This window comes from Priestia sp. D3YE.R1, from assembly GCF_049199565.1.
Taxonomy (GTDB): domain Bacteria; phylum Bacillota; class Bacilli; order Bacillales; family Bacillaceae_H; genus Priestia; species Priestia aryabhattai.
The window spans coordinates 505766-524600 of the sequence record NZ_JBLTHW010000002.1; the positions used below are offsets into that span (position 1 = coordinate 505766).

The window sequence follows — 18835 nt, forward strand, 5'->3', positions numbered from 1 at the left end:
TTTTGCGATTGCTTCATAAGTTATAGGTCTAATGACTGTCAATAAAATCGTATAGAAATAATTGAGAATAGATAAGATAAATGAACTATAAAAAATCATCGTAGATAAAGTATCGAAGCCTTAGAAACTTGTTGAAATTAAAGACAAGTTTTTAATTTTTATCTAGTGAAGGATGAATATTCAAGAAAAGTCATATAAAGCGCAATATGTATGGTGATGTCTCCTCAGCCACTATCAAAGGAGGCACTCGGCCGCACTGTGGGTAGAAAACTACCTTAGACACGTTTGTTGTCAGGAGTGTGGTGTGAGGTGGGGTTAAATGCCCCTATTAATTTATAAGCATTAACGAATGCGCTGCAGCTACAGCTGCAGCGCATTCGTAAGTGCTTACAAAAAATATATATAAATAGGAAGAAACGGGGAGTGAGTGACGGTGAAAAAAATAAAAAAAGCTATTATTCCAGCTGCTGGACTGGGCACGCGGTTTTTACCCGCAACGAAAGCAATGCCAAAAGAGATGCTTCCAATCGTTGATAAACCAACTATTCAATATATCGTCGAAGAAGCGGTTCAATCAGGTATTGAAGATATCATCATCGTAACCGGAAAAGGAAAACGCGCGATTGAAGATCATTTTGATTATGCTCCAGAACTTGAAAATAATTTAGTCGAGAAAGAAAAGTTTGATATTTTAGAAAAAGTGCGTCAATCTTCAAACGTAGATATTCACTATATCCGTCAAAAAGAACCAAAAGGATTAGGTCACGCCGTATGGTGTGCGCGTAACTTTATCGGTGACGAGCCATTTGCCGTGTTGTTAGGCGATGATATTGTCCAAGCAGAAACACCTTGTCTTCGTCAGTTGATGAACGAATATGAACAAACTCTTTCGTCCGTAATAGGCGTGCAAACGGTTCCTGACAATCAAACGCATCGCTATGGCATCGTAGATCCGATTTCAAACGACGGCCGCCGTCACCAAGTGAATACATTTGTAGAAAAACCAGCCGCGGGTACAGCTCCTTCGAATCTAGCAATCATGGGGCGCTACGTCTTCACTCCTGAAATTTTTAAATTTTTAGAAGAACAAGAAGTCGGAGCAGGCGGTGAAATTCAATTAACCGATGCTATTCAAAAGCTAAACGAAATTCAACGTGTATTTGCGTATGACTTTGAAGGCAAGCGCTATGATGTGGGGGAAAAGCTAGGGTTTATTCAGACAACCATTGAATTTGCTCTTCAACATGAGGATTTACGAGATAATTTATTAACAATTATGGAAGAGTTATTAAAAAAAGAAACGAAGAAACCGGTAGAAATAGAGTAGAATAGAAGGAGTGAGTTGCGTTGCCATCAATTGCTGAACCTAAAACGGAAACTTCTATTCAACAAACACAAGTTGTACAAAAGAAAGTTCAGCCTAATAATCAAGCCGGGTACCTTTTGGCTAAGAGATGTATAGATATAGCAGGAGCAATCGTTGGATTACTTGTTTTGTTTGTTGTTTTTCTTATTGTCGGTCTTTTGATAAAGCTCGAAGACCCGAAAGGTTCAATTTTCTTCTCTCAAAAAAGAGTAGGGAAAAATGGTGAAGAATTTAATATGTATAAATTTCGTTCCATGGTTTCGGATGCCGAAGCAAAGTTAGCTGAATTACTTGAACAAAATGAAGCTACGGGCGCGATGTTTAAAATGAAAAATGATCCGCGCGTCACAAAAATAGGACGATTTATCCGAAAAACAAGTATTGACGAACTTCCTCAATTGATTAATGTATTAAAAGGGGATATGAGTCTAGTAGGACCCAGACCGCCGCTTGTAAGAGAAGTAAACGAATATACAGAATACCAACTGCAAAGATTGCTTGTCACTCCTGGCTGTACAGGACTATGGCAAGTAAGCGGAAGAAGCAACGTAGGGTTCGAAGAAATGGTCGAATTAGATTTAACATACATAACAACACGCTCCCTAACGGCCGATATTAAAATTATATGCCGAACCATTCTTATGCTGTTTGGCTCGAAAAATGCTTATTAACCCAAAGAAAGCTGGTGTCTTAAAATGAACAAAAATTCAAAAATTTATGTAGCTGGTCACAGAGGGCTTGTCGGTTCAGCTATCGTACGAAAACTGCAAGAAAAAGGCTATAGCAATCTAGTATATCGCACAAGTGCTGAGCTAGATTTACGAGATAAGCCGCAAGTAGACGCATTTTTTGCTGAAGAAAAGCCGGAATTTGTTTTCTTAGCAGCAGCTAAAGTAGGCGGTATTGTGGCAAACAATGAATATCCAGCGGAATTTATTCACGATAACTTATTAATTCAGTCAAATATTATTGATGCAGCGTACCGTAATAACGTAGAAAAACTATTGTTCTTAGGAAGCACATGTATTTATCCAAAATTAGCTCCTCAGCCTCTAAAAGAAGAATACTTACTAACAGGTGCGCTTGAACCAACAAATGAACCGTATGCAATTGCTAAAATTGCTGGTATTAAAATGTGTGAATCTTACAACCGTCAATATGGTACAAAATATATTTCAGCAATGCCGACTAACCTTTATGGTCCAAACGATAATTTTGATCTTCATACATCACACGTTCTTCCTGCACTTCTTCGCAAGTTCCATGAAGCAAAAGAAAGCAAGGCACCGTTTGTGGAAATGTGGGGAACAGGCACACCAAAACGTGAATTTCTATATTCAGATGACCTAGCAGATGCGTGCTTGTTCTTAATGAATACATACGAAGGCAATGAAATTGTTAATATCGGTGTGGGAGAAGATATTACGATTAAAGAGCTTGGCGAAAAAGTAAAAGCAGTTGTCGGTTACGAAGGAGACATTCAGTTTGATACATCAAAACCAGACGGAACGCCTCGTAAACTAGTAGACGTAACAAAATTGAACAGTCTTGGCTGGAAAGCAGAAACAGCTTTAGAAGACGGTCTTCAAAAAGCGTATCAGTGGTTTTTAGATAACGAACTAGCTGCAGCAAAATAAGTAAAAACTTCAATTAAATTAAATACTAAAATAACAGTTGATATATATGGAGGATACGATGAAAACAGCATTAATTACAGGTGTAACAGGACAAGATGGATCATACTTAGCAGAACTTTTACTAGAAAAAGGCTATGAAGTGCACGGACTAATTCGCCGCAGCTCTTCTTATAACCAAGAGCGTCTAGAAGATCTTTTAACAGAAGAAGCAGCGAGCGCATTATTAAACAACTCAAACTTCCACCTTCACTATGGTGACGTAACAGATGCATTAAATGTTACGCGTATTATTGGTGACATTCAGCCAGATGAAATTTACAATCTAGCTGCACAGTCACATGTACGTGTGTCTTTTGATATGCCTGGATATACATTAGATGTTGATGCAAAAGGTACGTTAAACATTCTTGAAGCTGTACGTATTTTAGGGTTAACAGATAAAACACGTGTGTACCAAGCTTCTACATCTGAACTGTACGGTAAAGTTCAAGAAGTGCCGCAAAAAGAAACAACACCTTTCTACCCACGTTCTCCATACGGCGTGGCGAAAATTTACGGCTTCTGGATTACAAAGAACTATCGTGAGTCTTATAACATGTTTGCAGTGAACGGTATTTTATTTAACCATGAATCAGAGCGCCGCGGCGAAACGTTCGTAACACGTAAAATTACGCTTGCTGCTTCACGTATCGCACAAGGTAAACAGGAAAAGTTAACGCTAGGAAACTTAGATTCTTTGCGTGACTGGGGTTACGCAAAAGATTATGTAGAATGCATGTGGCTAATTCTTCAACATGACAAGCCGGAAGACTTTGTTATTGCGACTGGTGAAATGCACTCAGTACGTGAATTTGTACAACTTGCATTCAAACATACTGGCATCGAAATTGAGTGGAGCGGTGAAGGCTTAGATGAAAAAGGAACAAACAAAGCAACGGGTGAAGTGATTGTAGAAATCGATCCTAAGTTTTTCCGACCTGCAGAAGTGGATCAATTGTTAGGTGATCCGACTAAAGCGAAGACGTTATTAAACTGGAATCCGACGAAGACTTCGTTTGAAGAGTTAGTTCGTATTATGGTTGAAGCGGATATGAAGAAGGTTGAGAGTGAAGAAAAGATTAAGGTAATGTTTGATTAATTTTTTAATTAGAATTAATGATTGGTTAAATTTGATATATGGCTGTTAGAAGGAGCTAACTTCTTTCTGTTTGAATGTACTCATTACATAAAAATAGGAGAGAAGTGCTCTTTTTGACGTTTTGGAATATCGGGATAAAAAGCTTGAGAAATCAAAGATAGTTTATAAATAATATAATATAGAGGCTAGTAAAGAGGGGTCTTTGTTAAGGCAAGTAAGTGTAGCCTCAGGCAGATAGGAAAGAGATATTCTATGATTGAAAAGGTGAAAACTGATAAGAAAAAACTATTAATATACGCACATTATTATATTCCAGATGTAGCTTCGACCGGTCAGATCCTAAGGGAGTTAGCGGAAGGAATGATTGATGAGTTTGATATAACTATAGTCTGTGTAGTTCCATCTTATACAGGAAAAGTTGCTGACGAATATAAAAAGAAAATGTTTTACAAAGAAGAAATTAACGGCGTAAAGGTTATTCGAATCCGTGTACCAGAATTTTCTAAGAGCAATAAACTAAGCAGAGTTAAAAATATTCTTTCCTATTTTATTGGAGCTATGATCGCTACCTTTAAAGTTGGAAAAATGGACTACGTATATTCTATTTCTCAGCCACCTATTTTAGGAGGCCTGCTCGGTGTTTGGGGTAAATGGGTGAAGCGGGCTAAGTACATTTACAATATCCAAGACTTTAACCCGGAACAGACAATGGCTGTTGGATATAGTAAAAACAAGCTGGTACTAAAAGCTATGATGATGTTTGATAAGTTCAGTTGTAGACAAGCTGATAAGGTCATTGTGGTTGGGCGCGATATGGTTGAAACATTAAAAGGTAGATTTAAAGGAAGAAAAGTACCTAATCATACATTTATTAATAACTGGATTGATGAGAAAGAAATTTATCCTTTGCCAGCAAATCATGAAAAAGTGGTAGCTTTCAAAGAAAAGTATGGTTTGCAGAATAAGTTTATTATCATGTATTCAGGTAATCTAGGACTTTATTATGACCTTGAAAACTTGATGAATGTTATAGAAAAGTTTAAAGATAGAGACGATGTAGTTTTTGCTTTTATAGGAGAAGGCACTATTCGAGAGAGATTAGTTCAATACAAAGAGAAAAATAATCTTCAAAATGTCCGATTTATTCCTTATCAAGATAAAGCAGATTTAATTTATAGTTTAAATGCTGGTGATGTCCACTGGTGCTTAAATGCTAAGGGAATTAAAGGTGTATCAGTTCCGAGTAAATTATATGGAATTATTGCAGCAGGTAAGTCAATTATTGGTGCTTTAGAAGAGAATTCAGAAGCTAGATTGATAATAGAAGACGCTAAGTGTGGTTACGTAACAGAACCAGGTAACTATGAGGAAATTGAACATATTATCAATACTTTCCTGAATGAAAAAGAAAGCAATGTACTAGCTGGAATGAGTGAGCGCGGACGAGATTATTTAGTGAAAAATTTAACAAAAGATGTCTCTGTGCATAAATATATTGCAGAAATTAAGTCCTCATAATTGTGAGTGAATACATCGAAAGGATATCTATAGAATGAATAGCAACTGGTTTAAGCTATTAATGAAAATTATGAAAATTGATTATGGCAAAAACCTTTTATTAAAAGGGCTGCCTGTGATCTTTAATAAAAAAGGAGCAACACTAAAGCTAGGAAGTAATGTCGTAATAAAGTCCTCGTTCTTATCAAATTTAGTAGGTCTTTACCAACGAACGATTATTGTAACTAGGACATCAGAAGCAGAAATACACATTGGTGATAATGTTGGAATTTCCGGTGCGACTATTTATGCTAGAAAATCAATTAAGATTGGAAAGAACACTCATATTGGTGGAAATGCAAAGATTTTAGATAATGATTTTCACCCTTTAGAAATTGAGGCTCGTAACGCTGACGATAAAGAAAAGATTGGTACACGACCAGTTGTTATTGGAGAGAACTGTTTTATTGGATGTAACTCTTTAATATTAAAGGGAACTGTACTAGAAGATGGATGTGTAGTAGGTGCGGGAGCAGTAGTATCAGGGTATTTTGAAAAGAATAGTGTTATCGCTGGCAATCCCGCTAGATTAATTAAAAAATTACAATCCTAGGAGATAGGGATATGTTGAAATTTGCTTTTTTTACTTTAGTATTAGCATTTTTTTATTTAGGATTTTTTTTAAAAAAGAATAATAGAATTCAAAAATGTAGGTTTATGGATAGGAATCATACCACTATTCTTAAATCACTAGCTATATTAATGGTAGTTTGGGGACATGTTGGGGCAAAATTAGGAGTATCCAATATACAATTTATTGGGGGAGTAGGTGTTTCTCTTTTTCTAATTTGTTCTGGGTATGGTTTATTTACTTCCTATAAAGTAAACAAAGAAAAATATGGTGAGGCTAATGCTTTAAAAGATTATTGGAAAAAGAAGATTATTAAAGTAATAATTCCGTACTGGATTGTCGAACTTATAGGTTTAGGGGTAACACACAAATGGGATATTAGTGTAGTAATTAAAGATTTATTTTTTATTACACCGGCCACTTCATATGGTTGGTACATGCAATATTTAATGATTTGTTATATTTTATTTTGGGTGGTAATGAAATTAAAAGTTTTTATTTTAATTTCAAGATATAATTTTCATTTCTACTTAGTTGCTGGCTTCTCACTATGGTTTGTAATAGAAAGTTTATTTTTTGCCAATCCTGATATGCCATTTCTAAAAGCAAGACAGATGTTTTCATTTCCTTTAGGAGTTTTATTAAGTCTTTATATAGATCATATTTTGGTAGTTTTGTCTGGTAAAAAAGTTACTGTATATTTTATGTTAATAGGAATGATTGGCTTATTTGTAACTGTTTTTAGTCAATTAAGTCTAGTAAAGGAATTACCTTATTTAATTTCAAATACTATATCCTTATTTACTGTCTTACCTATAGCACTTAGTATCATAGTAATTACTATGGCTGTACCATTTGTGTTTCAAAATCAATTCTTATATCAGACGGGTAAATATTCATATGAACTGTATTTGATTCATGCTTTTAGTTTAGGTTTAATTGATAAATCTATAATTAATCTATTAGAGTTTATACTTGTAACATCAATATTAGTAATCGGTTTGTCTAAGTTCCAGAAAATAATAAATATTAAAGTTGCATCTAATTTGGATAGGAGGAAATATGGTAGATTTAACGGTGGTTATCCTTACAAAGAATGAAGAAAAAAACTTAAGGAAGTGTATAGAATCTTTTAGGGGAATCGCAAGGAGGTTTGTAATTGTTGATAGTTTTAGTACGGATGGAACGGAAACGCTTTGTAGCGAACTAAATCAAGAATTACAAAAAATTGGTAGCTCTTTAGATTTTTATCAAAATAAGTGGGTGGATTATGCGACTCAACTAAATTGGGGACTAACCCAAACTAACATTACTACACAGTGGTCTATGCGAATGGATGCGGATGAAGAATTAATGGAGGACTTAGTGGAAGAGATTAAGTCAAAGCTACCAGAGTTAAGCGCAAAAATAAATGGTGTAATTCTTCGCAGAAGAGTTTATTTTATGGGCCGTTGGATTAAACATGGTGGGAGATATCCTGAGCTGTTACTCCGTATTTTTCGAACAGGAAAAGCTATGTGCGAACAGAAGGTTATGGATGAACATATGATTTTATTCGAGGGTCAAACTGTAGAGTTTAAAAAAGATTTGATAGATAACAATACTAAGAATTTAGAGTGGTGGACAAACAAGCATAACTGGTATAGTAATCGCGAAGTCTTGGATCGACAGTTGACGGTCGAAAAGACTTTGAATGAACAGAGCTTACTGGAAAACAATCAATCAACAAAACAAGCTAAGGTAAAGCGTATAGTTAAAAATTCAGGGTATTATGGGTTACCAAAATTTTTTAGAGCTCACATATATTTTATTTATAGGTACTATATCAAGCTAGGATTTCTTGATGGTCCTGAAGGGAAAATATTTCATTTTCTACAAGCTTACTGGTACAGATTTCTAGTAGATGCTAAGATGTATGAATGTGAAAAATTTGACAGGAAAATGGATTCACAAGGCGACTTAAAAGCGTAGGAGGAAATGAAAGTGAAGGTTGTATTATTAGCTCCACTCCCCCCACCTAGTGGAGGTATTGCAAGTTGGGCAGTTCGAATGTTAAATACAAAACTAAAGAACGATTGGAAGGTAGAGATAGTTGATGAAAAGTTAATTGGCCGTTCCAGTCATGGAGATAACAATAAAAAAAAGCTATTAGTAGAGTTAAAACGATGTTTTAACATTTGGAAGAACTTGATAAGAGAGTTGAAAGACCCAGAGGCAATTGTAGTTCATGCCTGTACTGCTGCTACTACAACAGGTATGTTACGGGACTCTGCTAGTTGTGTTATTACACATTTTTTTCGAAGAAAATATATTATTCATTTTAGATGTACTATTCCGAATTTAATGAAAAGTCCTCTGAAACGCTTTGTCTGCAATATGTTATGTCGTATTAGTGATGTAGTGATAGTACTTAATGAAGAATCAAGAGAATATGTAAGTAATATTTCTAGGTCAAGAGTAGAATTAGTGCCTAATTTTGTTGAGGACAGTGTAATAGAAGAAAATAAAGATAGGTTATATCACCCTATAGTAAAACGTATTTTGTATACAGGTGGGGTTACTATCGAAAAAGGATGCGCTGAAATAATTGAAGCGGCCAAATCTTTTCCTGATATACAATTTAGACTAGTGGGAAATATAAGAAAAGAAATTTCTGAATTAGATAAACCTTCCAACGTTCTTTTGACGGGTGTACAGAGTAAGGTAGTTGTTCAAGAGGAGATTAATGCTGCAGATTTATTTATATTTTTCACTCATATGGACAGTGAGGGCTTCGCCAATTCTTTGGTTGAGGCCATGGCTGCTGGATTACCTTGTATTGTTACTGATTGGTCTGCCAATGCGGAAATGATAGAGGATAAGGGAGGGGTTGTTTTACCCATTCATGATATCAAAGGCTTAATTGGTGCTATTGAAGGATTAAAGGACGATGAAAAGGCTCGATCGAAATTTGGAAAATGGAATATTCAAAAAGTAAGAAATGAGTATTCTGAGTCAGTTATTACTGGAAAATACGTTGATATCTACGAAAGTATAACAAGGTAAGGGAGTTATTATGTGGCGTACAATATCGTATGTTTTGAGAGTTGCTTATAATATAATTCATTTACCGATTTTATCCTTATTAAATGGAGGTAGAGTGAAATTTTCATGGGTTCAAAAAATTTCTCCTAAGGCACATTTATCTTTGGATAAAAAAGGTAAAATAATACTTAGTGAGAGGTGTTTATTAGAAGAAGGAACTCATGTTAGGGCTGGAAAAAATAGCTGTATACAGTTTGGAGAAAAAGTATATTTTAATAGAAACTGTACAATTACAAGTCATAATTCAATTTCTATTGGAGACTTTACTACGGTAGGCCCTAATACATGTATTTATGACCATGATCACGATTTTAGAGGGAATAGAGGGTTTATAAGTGCCCCTGTTAAAATTGGAAAAAATGTCTGGATAGGAGCAAACGTTACAATCCTTAAAGGAGTTACAATTGGAGATAATGCTGTAATTGGTGCCGGGTGTGTTATAAGAAAAAATATACCAGAAAGCACTGTAGCGGTCATGCAAAATAATTTAATTATTAAGGAAATTAAGCAGTAGGCTTGGAGTGAAAATCATGGTATACACTAAAGATAGCAAAAGGAAAAAAGTAATGTTTGTCCTTCCTCATTTAAGAACTGGTGGAGGACAGAAACTAGTTATAGATATCATAGGGAATTTAGATTCTGAAAGATTGGATGTATTGTTAGTTTCTCTATATCCTGCAGAAGGAAATATTTTTGAGGATTTGGCTGAGGAGAAAGGCATTCAAATTAAGTACCTTCAAAAAAAAGAAGGAATAAATTTATCAGTAATTAAAGAGCTAATTAGTTTAATTAAAAATGTGAGGCCTGATGTTATCCATGCCCATTTACGTGTAATGCCTTATTTATTGTTTCCTCTTATAGTGACAGATGTTAAAAAAAGATACTATACTGTTCATAATTTGGCAGAGAAAGATGCTGGAAATCGTAGATATATGAAGATGATCTTAAATTTTGCATTTAGATATGCGAAAGTAGTTCCTATTGCTATCTCTGATTTATGTAAACAATCAATTGTATCTTTTTATAACCTGCCTAAAGAACAGGTTCCATGCATATATAACGGTATTGATGCTAACAGATTTAAGTGTATTATTCCTTACACACAACGAAAGAGTGAAACATTAACTTTTATAGCCACCGGCCGCATGGAGCCGCAAAAAAATTATAAGCTCATGTTAGAAGCATTTTCAGAAGTCTATAAAACTTATTCTAATATTCGTTTAGTTATTCTAGGTGATGGGTACCTTCGTAAAGAACTTGAAGAAGATATTAAGAGATTAAATATTAGTAATTCTGTTTTATTAAAAGGTAGGGTTTCTAATGTGGAAAAAGAATTAAATAATGCACATGTGTATCTGATGAGTTCTAATTGGGAAGGTTTACCGTTATCCGTGATGGAAGCAATGTCTTGTGGTTTACCTATTATTTCCACGAAAGCTGGAGGAGTAATAGATATTATTAAACACAATAAAAATGGTTGTTTAATAAATATAGGAGACAAAGAAAAATTAATTGAAGCTATGTTAAAGATGGTTACTGAACCGGATTTGCGTAATCAATTTTCTATTTCAGCTCTAGAAAGCTCTAAAATGTTTGATATAAAAGAATGTGCTAATAAACATATGGAATTATATCTGACAGAAGAAAAGTTAGCCATTAAGTAACATCTAATTATAAGTTTATTGGTCAAAAGGGTATATTTAACTGAACATAAATCTAAAGGATTACACACATTGTATAGAGATTAATAACGGCAAGCCGAAACATAAGGTAAGATTAGAGGATAAAAATTCATGAGAGATATTACTTTAAATAAAAATACGATAGTTAAATGGAAAGAGGTATTTATTGTTATATTGTTCTTATTTCCATTTTTTGAACCACTTTCACTAAGATATATAGTTTCAAGTTCGATAGCTCCATTATTTGAATACTGGAGGTTTTTTTCTAGTTTATTAGTTATTCTTATTTATATCATTATAAATAAAGGATTATCAAAAAATGTACTTTATTTGGGAGTATTCATAGCTGCCTATTTTGCTATATCTCTAAATTCGGTTCGGTGGACATTATTAGCATTTTTTACAATTAATATTGCTGCGTTATATATGTTTTTTGAAATAATGATTAAACGAAAAAAAAATACAGTAATTGTTTCTATGTTCTATCTTTTGTTCTTTTTGGTCTTAATTAATTTAATTTGTCTTATTTTTCACCCAGAAGGTATTGTTTATACAAAAGCTTATAGAACTTGGAACTCATCAGGATACTTTAATGTATTTTATGATTATATTCATTTTCTTGAACGCGATAATAGGCTAATTAATTTTTTATTACCTTTATGGTTTTCCATGATGATTTGTTATTCAAAAGGGTATATCAATAAAAGGTTGTCTTTTCTGGTTATGTTTGCTATTGATTTAACAATTGTTTTAGTATGGAGCGCTACATCGGTTATTGGCGGAACTTTAATGACAATAGCATACATATCAATTGTATTTTTTAAGAAGAAAGTATCATTGTTGAAGTTTAGAAATACTGTAGTTTTTTTAGTGATATGTAATGTTGGACTACTTTGTTTTAATATACAAAATGCGTTTTCTTTCCTTATTGAAAATATTTTAGGGAAAAGTCTAACTTTAACTGGGCGAACTGTAATATGGGAAAGCGCTAAAAAAATGATAATAGAATCTCCGATATTTGGATATGGTACAAGACAAAAAGGTTACATTATCCATTTTTCTGGTAGTGATTGGTACGCTCATAACTTTATTCTTGATATTCTTATTCAAGGTGGAGCCCTTTTACTAATGGCTTTCATATTTATAATTTATAGGTGCTATAAATCTTTATTAATACACGCAGATAAGTACACTGTAAATATTATGTTGGTTGCGTTTGCTTGTTGGGGAATTATGGGGTTAGTTGAAAGCTTTTTCTATCAATATAGTTTTTGGGTAACACTAGCTATTTTGACCAACTTAAAACATATGGAGAGTTAAATAATAATCATATTTATTAGAGGTTTAAAAATGAAAATATTATTTGCAGTAAATTGTATTAGTGGTGGAGCTAGTAATGTAATTCAAGTACTTGCATTACATTATCAGCAACAAGGACATGAGGTGGATTTGCTCCTATATGATGGTATAGATGTCTCATCGCGGTATGACCTTTCTAATATTAATATCATAGAGTTACCGAAGTTAATGCCTAACCGCAAATTAAATTCGTTTATGCGGATTTTTTATCAAATTAAAAACGTAAGGTCATATCTAAAAAAAGAAAATCCAGACCTTATTATTTCGTTTTTGGATAATGTCAATACATTAACCAGTTTAGCTAATTGGAAGATTGATATTCCAATTATTGTTTCAGAAAGAAATAATACATTGGTCTTAAAACCGAAGTTTCCATGGGATTTTTTAAGAAAAGTTGCTTATAAACGGGTAGATATAATCGCAGTTCAATGTTCTATCTTTTCAAATTTTTACAAGGGTTATTTTAAAAATAAAACTCGAATAATACCTAATCCCATAGTGAGTCCTAGAGACAGACATGAAGTTAAGAATAACCATAACATCAATATAGTCTCAGTGGGTAGATTAGTGGAACAGAAAAACTTTAAATGGTTAATAGAATCATTTGGGAAAATAATTCAACAGGTTCCAGAAGCTAAGCTTACAATCTATGGGCGTGGAGAAAAACAAGAAGAATTAAGAAAACAAATTAACGATATGGGGCTACACCCGTATATTAATTTAGCTGGGTATACAACAGATATTCATGAGGCTTTAGCACAATCAGATATATATGTAATGACATCTCTTCAAGAAGGTTTTCCTAATTCATTATCAGAGGCTATGGCAGTAGGTTTACCTGTTGTTGCTTTAAGATGTCATGATGGATTACAAGATATTATTAGTAATAATGAAAATGGTTTTTTAATTGAAATGAATAGTCAGAAAGAGTTTATAGAAAAGGTAGTTCAACTAGCTCAGGATAGTGAGCTACGTAAAAAGATTGGTAATAAAGCTCAATTAGTATCTGAAAAATATTCTGAAGAGAATATTTATAGACTTTGGGATGAAACTATACACCAAGCAATGAGAGGGAAGGGATGAAGTTGAAACGAGTATTTATTTGTTCTGAAGTGTCATTTCCTCGTGGTGGAGCAACAGCAAATTATATTGAATACTTAGCGTTAGCTCTGATTGCTGGAGGATATAACCCTATAGTAATTGGGGAAGGGAAAAGCAACGAAGCGGTTTTCGATAACAATACAAGGATATATAAAGGCATTGAATACTATAATTTCCCTTTAAAGAAAGAAGTTTCTAGATATAAAATTAAAAGATTTATCGATGCGAATTTTTATAGTGGTACGCAGATAGTAAGTATACTCAAAAAGCTAGATTTATCATCAGATGATTATATTATATTTTATACATCGAATTGTTTCACCATAGATAGAGTCTGGAAGTATGCAGAACAACAAGGAACCATGGCTTCTATGTGCATTACTGAACATCATAGAAAAAGTGAGTTTGAAAGTAAATTGTTATATTGGCGATACTGTTATTCATTCAAACATTCTATTTCTAAAACAAAAAGTGTTTTTCCAATCAGTCGATATCTTGAGGATTTCTATAAAAATAAAGGTTGTCGTACATTATTGCTTCCTATTATGTCAAATCCTTACGAATATTCTTTTGAAATAGATAAAAGTGATAAAAAAATTAATTTCATTTATTCTGGTGCTGCCTTTAATAAGGATTCATTTCATACTATGTTAAAGTCCTTTTTATTGCTTACTGACCAAGAAAAAAACAATGTGCATTTTCATTTGACGGGAGTGAAAAAAGAAAAACTTCTTAAATATCTAGGAGATCAAGCTGGAATGTTAGAGGAGTTAAGTTCTGTTCTCACAATTCATCCATGGCTTGAATATGATCAATTAGTTGAATTAATGAAACAGATGGATTATTTATTTATAGCAAGAGAAAGTAATCAAACAACCGCTGCAAACTTTCCTAGTAAAGTTCCTGAACTTATGTGCTATGGAGTTGTTCCTTTGGTATCCCATGTTGGAGATTATACAGAAATTTATTTGGAAGACGGAGTGGATAGTTTAATCTTTGATGGATGTACAGCAGAGGTTGGTGTACAAGCGTTAAGGCGTGCTATCCAATTACCTCCGGAAATGAGAATTAAGATGAGAGAGAATGCTAGAAGAACTGCTGAAGAGAAATTTTATTATGGTATATGGGCAGAGAAAATTATTACATTTATAGAGAAGTGTAGAGAAGAAGGGGCTAGCTAAATTAGCTCCTATTTATATGAAAATTGTGAGGTATGGATATGCGGGAATTGAGCAGTTAAAATGATTGACTCAAGAGGGCATAACATCGACAGGGGTTTAATATGAAGGAAAAAAATCTTAAAAATAAAATTGTATCCGGATTATTTTGGACGTTCGTTGAAAGAATACTTGCCCAAAGTATTTCGTTTGCTTTATCAATTATTTTAGCAAGGCTTCTCATGCCAAGCGAATACGGTATAGTGGTTTTAGTTCTTGTGTTTATTAATTTAGCAAACGTTTTAGTATCAAATGGAATAGGAGAATCATTAATTCAAAAAAAGAATACTAATGAAATAGATTTTTCTACTATTTTCTATTGTAGTTTTATACTTTCTATTTTTTTATACTTGATTCTATTTCTTTCAGCTCCTTACATAGCTGGGTTTTACGAAAATCTTCAATTAGTATGGGTATTAAGGATACTTGCATTAGTAATACCAGTTTCATCTATAAATTCTATCCAATACGCATATGTTGCAAAAAAAATGATGTTTAAGAAATTCTTTTTTTCAACTTTGAGTGGTACGGTTCTTTCGGGAATTATTGGAATTGTTATGGCGTATTCTGGCTTTGGCGTGTGGGCGTTAGTAGCTCAGTATTTAATTAATACAGTGGTTATTACTGTAGTCTTATTTTTTATTGTAAGATGGCGCCCCAAGCTGTTGTTCTCTTTAAAATCAGCTAAAGAACTTATGGGATTTGGTTGGAAATTATTAGTAGCTAACTTTATTAACAGCTTCTATAATGAGTTAAGAAGTTTGGTGATTGGTAAGGCATATACAATGGCAGATTTAGCTTATTATAATCGGGGTAATCAGATTCCTAGTCTTATCATTACCAATATCAATACATCTATTGGAAAAGTTATATTTCCTGCAATGGCAGAAGTAAATGAAGATTCTACCCGTTTGAAAATTTTAACAAGGCGAGCAATGAAAACTACAGCGTACCTAACTTTTCCTCTAATGATAGGATTAATGTGTATTTCACATTCCTTAGTTTTAGTTTTACTTACCGAGAAATGGTTGTTTGTGGTTCCATTTTTACAGATTTGTTGTATTTATTGGTTGTTCCAGCCTATGCAAACATCTAACTGGCAAGTAATCAAGGCTCTTGGGAGAAGTGATTTATTAATGAATTTAGAAATTTTTAAAAAAATAATCGGTATTTTAATGTTAGTAGTAAGTATGAATATAAGTGTACAAGCGATTGCGTTATCAAATGCTATCTTTGCTGGTATTTCGATGTTGATTAATATGATACCAAATAAAAAGTTAATTAATTACTCAATGTTAGATCAATTTCGTGATATGGCACCTCCTTTACTAATTTCAGTTATTATGGGAGGAACTATCTATACTATTTCATGGATTTCTCTCTCAAACATCAGTATATTAATTTTACAAATTGTATGTGGAGGCCTAATATACATCGGTACTTCCTATATCTTTAAAATCGATAGTTTTATGTATCTTTTGGATATATTTTCTAAAATAATAAAGAAGAAACGTATTTCTAACTCACTAGAAAGATCAATATAGTTATCTTATAAGTTCATTCTGGATTTTCATGTATGTTGATAAGTCTAGAACTTATCGGATTTTTATTATTTGACTAAATAGATGATTTGTATAAGAATCCCTATCATTGTTAGCGGATTTTGTGTTTTAGAATATTTTATAAGAATAGAGGAATGAGAGAATATGTACAATATAGCAGTAGCAGGAACTGGGTATGTTGGTTTGGTTGCAGGTGTATGTTTCGCTGAAGTAGGACATCAGGTAACTTGTGTTGATATTGATGAAAATAAAGTTAGTATGCTAAAATCTGGAGTTTCTCCAATTTACGAAAAAGGTTTAGAAAAATTAATGCAAAAAAATTACGTAGCTGGTCGAATAGACTATACTACCGACTTTGTATCCGCCTATAAAGAGGCGGACGTAATATTTATTGGTGTAGGCACACCAGAGCAATCAGATGGTTCGGCAAACCTTTCATATATTTCAACAGTTGCAAGGCAAATTGCTGAATCAATAGAAAAGAGCTGCTTAGTAGTAGTCAAATCCACAGTGCCGGTTGGTACAAATGATAAAGTTGAACAATTCATTCAAGACTTTTTAGTAAACGATGTTCATGTTGAAGTTGCATCTAACCCAGAATTCTTGGCACAAGGTTCTGCTGTGCATGATACATTGCATGCAGACAGAATTATCATAGGAACAGAAAGTAAATGGGCTGAAAAAATACTTACAGATGTATATGAACCTTTTAATTTACCTATTGTTTCAGTAAATAGACGGTCAGCAGAAATGATTAAGTATGCTTCCAATGATTTCTTAGCTCTGAAAATATCTTATATGAACGACATTGCTAATCTTTGTGAGCTAGTGGGAGCAGATATTCAAGACGTTGCTAAAGGAATGAGCTTCGATGAACGTATTGGTAGTAAGTTTTTAAATGCGGGTATTGGTTACGGAGGATCATGCTTTCCTAAAGATACAAAAGCTTTAGAATATATTGCTAAGCAGCAAGGGTACGAACTAAAAACTGTTAAAGCTGCTATTGAAGTAAATAGAGATCAAAAAACTAAACTGTTTAAAAAGGCTAGTAAAAGGCTTATTACATTTAATAATTTGAAAGTAGCTGTACTAGGATTAACATTTAAACCTGGAACAGATGATTTAAGAGAAGCTGCATCCATTGAAAATATACCATTGTTACTTGAACAAGGAGCAGAAATTTATGCATATGATCCTGTAGGAGCGGAAAATTTCTCTAAACTATATCCAGAAGGCAAGCTAAGAAACGGGAGTATGACTTATGTGGATAGTATAGAGCATGCTTTAGATCAGGCAAATGTGTGTTTTATTTTTACTGAATGGAAGGAAATAAAAGAAGTATCACCTGAAATTTATAAAAAATTAATGCGAACACCTCTAATTTATGATGGAAGAAATATATATAACGTAGAGAATATGCAGGAAATGGGAGTAGAGTACCACTCTATAGGTAGAAAATTTTCAATAAGAAAAGGGGTAAAAAAAATTGAATTTCAAAACTCTTGATTGTAGTAAAACTTATTTAATAACTGGTGCAGCAGGATTCATTGGATATTACTTATCTAACAAACTTTTAGAACAAGGTTGTCGAGTAATTGGCGTTGATAATATGAATGACTACTACGATGTAAATTTAAAAAATACTCGTTTAGAACTATTAGAACCATACGAAAATTTTACTTTTATTAAAGGCGATATTTCAGATAAAAACATGGTAAATGATATTTTTAAAACGTATAGTCCTAATATTGTAGTAAACTTAGCTGCTCAAGCTGGAGTAAGGTATTCTATAGAGAATCCAGATGCTTATATTGAGAGTAATATTATTGGTTTTTATAATATTCTTGAAGCTTGTAGATATAACCCTGTAGATCATCTAGTATATGCTTCCTCTAGTTCTGTCTATGGAGCTAACAAAAAAGTACCATTTGAAGAAACTGATATGGTGGATAATCCTGTTTCGCTTTATGCTGCAACAAAAAAATCAAATGAGTTAATGGCCCATACCTATAGTCACCTTTATAAAATTCCTGCAACGGGTCTCCGTTTCTTTACAGTATACGGTCCTTTAGGACGTCCAGATATGGCGTATTTTAATTTTACTCAGAAATATTTTTCTGATGAGCCCATTCAGATATTTAATAACGGTGATTTTAACAATGATCTCTATCGAGATTTTACTTACGTGGATGATATTATAGAGGGAATTGAGTTATTAATTAATAATTCTCCAGTTTTAGAAGGAAGTAACAATCATGAAGTATTTAATATTGGTAACAATAGCCCTGAAAAATTAATGAATTTTATAGAAACGTTAGAGGAATGTTTAAGTAACTCTTTAGGAAAAAGAGTTTCATTCACGAAATTATTTGAACCGATTAAACCTGGGGATGTTCCGGCTACCTATGCTTCAACAAAAATGTTAGAGAAAGCAATTGGATTTAAACCTAAAACTAGTATAAAAGAAGGTCTACAAAAATTCTCAGATTGGTATATACAATATTATAATAAAAATACTATTTTAAATAATAAATAAAAATCTTCTAAAAATTCCTAACCTT

General features: G+C 33.1%; 17 protein-coding genes. All 17 read left to right on the plus strand.

The window, feature by feature from the left end:
* Nucleotides 1-433 precede the first annotated feature (433 nt).
* Nucleotides 434-1327 (plus strand): UTP--glucose-1-phosphate uridylyltransferase GalU, encoded by an 894-nt coding sequence (gene galU / locus ACOZIR_RS14790; RefSeq protein WP_421535680.1) that lies wholly within the window; start codon nucleotides 434-436, stop codon nucleotides 1325-1327.
* A 56-nt stretch (nucleotides 1328-1383) separates the two neighbouring features.
* Nucleotides 1384-2037 (plus strand): sugar transferase, encoded by a 654-nt coding sequence (locus ACOZIR_RS14795; protein WP_306472908.1) that lies wholly within the window; start codon nucleotides 1384-1386, stop codon nucleotides 2035-2037.
* A 24-nt stretch (nucleotides 2038-2061) separates the two neighbouring features.
* A complete protein-coding gene (gene fcl, locus ACOZIR_RS14800; protein ID WP_421535681.1) occupies nucleotides 2062-3003 on the plus strand; it encodes a GDP-L-fucose synthase in 942 nt (313 codons plus the stop codon).
* Nucleotides 3004-3061: 58 nt separating this feature from the next.
* A complete protein-coding gene (gmd, locus tag ACOZIR_RS14805) occupies nucleotides 3062-4141 on the plus strand; it encodes a GDP-mannose 4,6-dehydratase (protein WP_421535682.1) in 1080 nt (359 codons plus the stop codon).
* A gap of 252 nt (nucleotides 4142-4393) precedes the next feature.
* Entirely contained in the window at nucleotides 4394-5659 is a 1266-nt protein-coding gene (locus ACOZIR_RS14810) for a glycosyltransferase family 4 protein (protein ID WP_421535683.1), read from the plus strand.
* A gap of 34 nt (nucleotides 5660-5693) precedes the next feature.
* Complete coding sequence (locus ACOZIR_RS14815; RefSeq protein ID WP_421535684.1) at nucleotides 5694-6251, plus strand: acyltransferase; 558 nt, start codon at nucleotides 5694-5696, stop codon at nucleotides 6249-6251.
* Between the two features lie 11 nt (nucleotides 6252-6262).
* The gene (locus ACOZIR_RS14820) at nucleotides 6263-7369 is read left to right on the plus strand and encodes an acyltransferase family protein (protein ID WP_421535685.1); all 1107 of its coding nucleotides are present in this window, start codon (nucleotides 6263-6265) and stop codon (nucleotides 7367-7369) included.
* Entirely contained in the window at nucleotides 7332-8240 is a 909-nt protein-coding gene (locus ACOZIR_RS14825) for a glycosyltransferase family 2 protein (protein ID WP_421535686.1), read from the plus strand. The genes ACOZIR_RS14820 and ACOZIR_RS14825 overlap by 38 nt, the downstream gene beginning before the upstream one ends.
* Nucleotides 8241-8252: 12 nt before the next feature.
* Nucleotides 8253-9314, plus strand: a complete 1062-nt coding sequence (locus ACOZIR_RS14830) for a glycosyltransferase family 4 protein (RefSeq protein WP_421535687.1) — start codon at nucleotides 8253-8255, stop codon at nucleotides 9312-9314.
* 10 nt (nucleotides 9315-9324) lie between these two features.
* Nucleotides 9325-9867, plus strand: a complete 543-nt coding sequence (locus tag ACOZIR_RS14835; protein ID WP_421535688.1) for an acyltransferase — start codon at nucleotides 9325-9327, stop codon at nucleotides 9865-9867.
* A 16-nt stretch (nucleotides 9868-9883) separates the two neighbouring features.
* Complete coding sequence (locus ACOZIR_RS14840) at nucleotides 9884-11017, plus strand: glycosyltransferase (RefSeq protein WP_421535689.1); 1134 nt, start codon at nucleotides 9884-9886, stop codon at nucleotides 11015-11017.
* Between the two features lie 129 nt (nucleotides 11018-11146).
* Nucleotides 11147-12355, plus strand: a complete 1209-nt coding sequence (locus tag ACOZIR_RS14845) for an O-antigen ligase family protein (protein ID WP_421535690.1) — start codon at nucleotides 11147-11149, stop codon at nucleotides 12353-12355.
* A 30-nt stretch (nucleotides 12356-12385) separates the two neighbouring features.
* Nucleotides 12386-13477 carry a glycosyltransferase gene (locus tag ACOZIR_RS14850; protein WP_421535691.1) on the plus strand — a complete coding sequence of 364 codons (1092 nt, stop codon included), beginning with the start codon at nucleotides 12386-12388 and terminating at the stop codon, nucleotides 13475-13477.
* A 2-nt stretch (nucleotides 13478-13479) separates the two neighbouring features.
* The gene (locus ACOZIR_RS14855) at nucleotides 13480-14676 is read left to right on the plus strand and encodes a glycosyltransferase (protein ID WP_421535692.1); all 1197 of its coding nucleotides are present in this window, start codon (nucleotides 13480-13482) and stop codon (nucleotides 14674-14676) included.
* A 101-nt stretch (nucleotides 14677-14777) separates the two neighbouring features.
* Nucleotides 14778-16256: a lipopolysaccharide biosynthesis protein gene (locus ACOZIR_RS14860; protein ID WP_421535693.1), complete on the plus strand. Its 1479-nt coding sequence runs from the start codon at nucleotides 14778-14780 to the stop codon at nucleotides 16254-16256.
* Between the two features lie 162 nt (nucleotides 16257-16418).
* Complete coding sequence (locus tag ACOZIR_RS14865; protein WP_421535694.1) at nucleotides 16419-17780, plus strand: UDP-glucose dehydrogenase family protein; 1362 nt, start codon at nucleotides 16419-16421, stop codon at nucleotides 17778-17780.
* On the plus strand, nucleotides 17761-18810 hold the full coding sequence (locus ACOZIR_RS14870) for an SDR family NAD(P)-dependent oxidoreductase (protein WP_421535695.1): 1050 nt from the start codon (nucleotides 17761-17763) through the stop codon (nucleotides 18808-18810). The genes ACOZIR_RS14865 and ACOZIR_RS14870 overlap by 20 nt, the downstream gene beginning before the upstream one ends.
* Nucleotides 18811-18835: the final 25 nt, after the last annotated feature.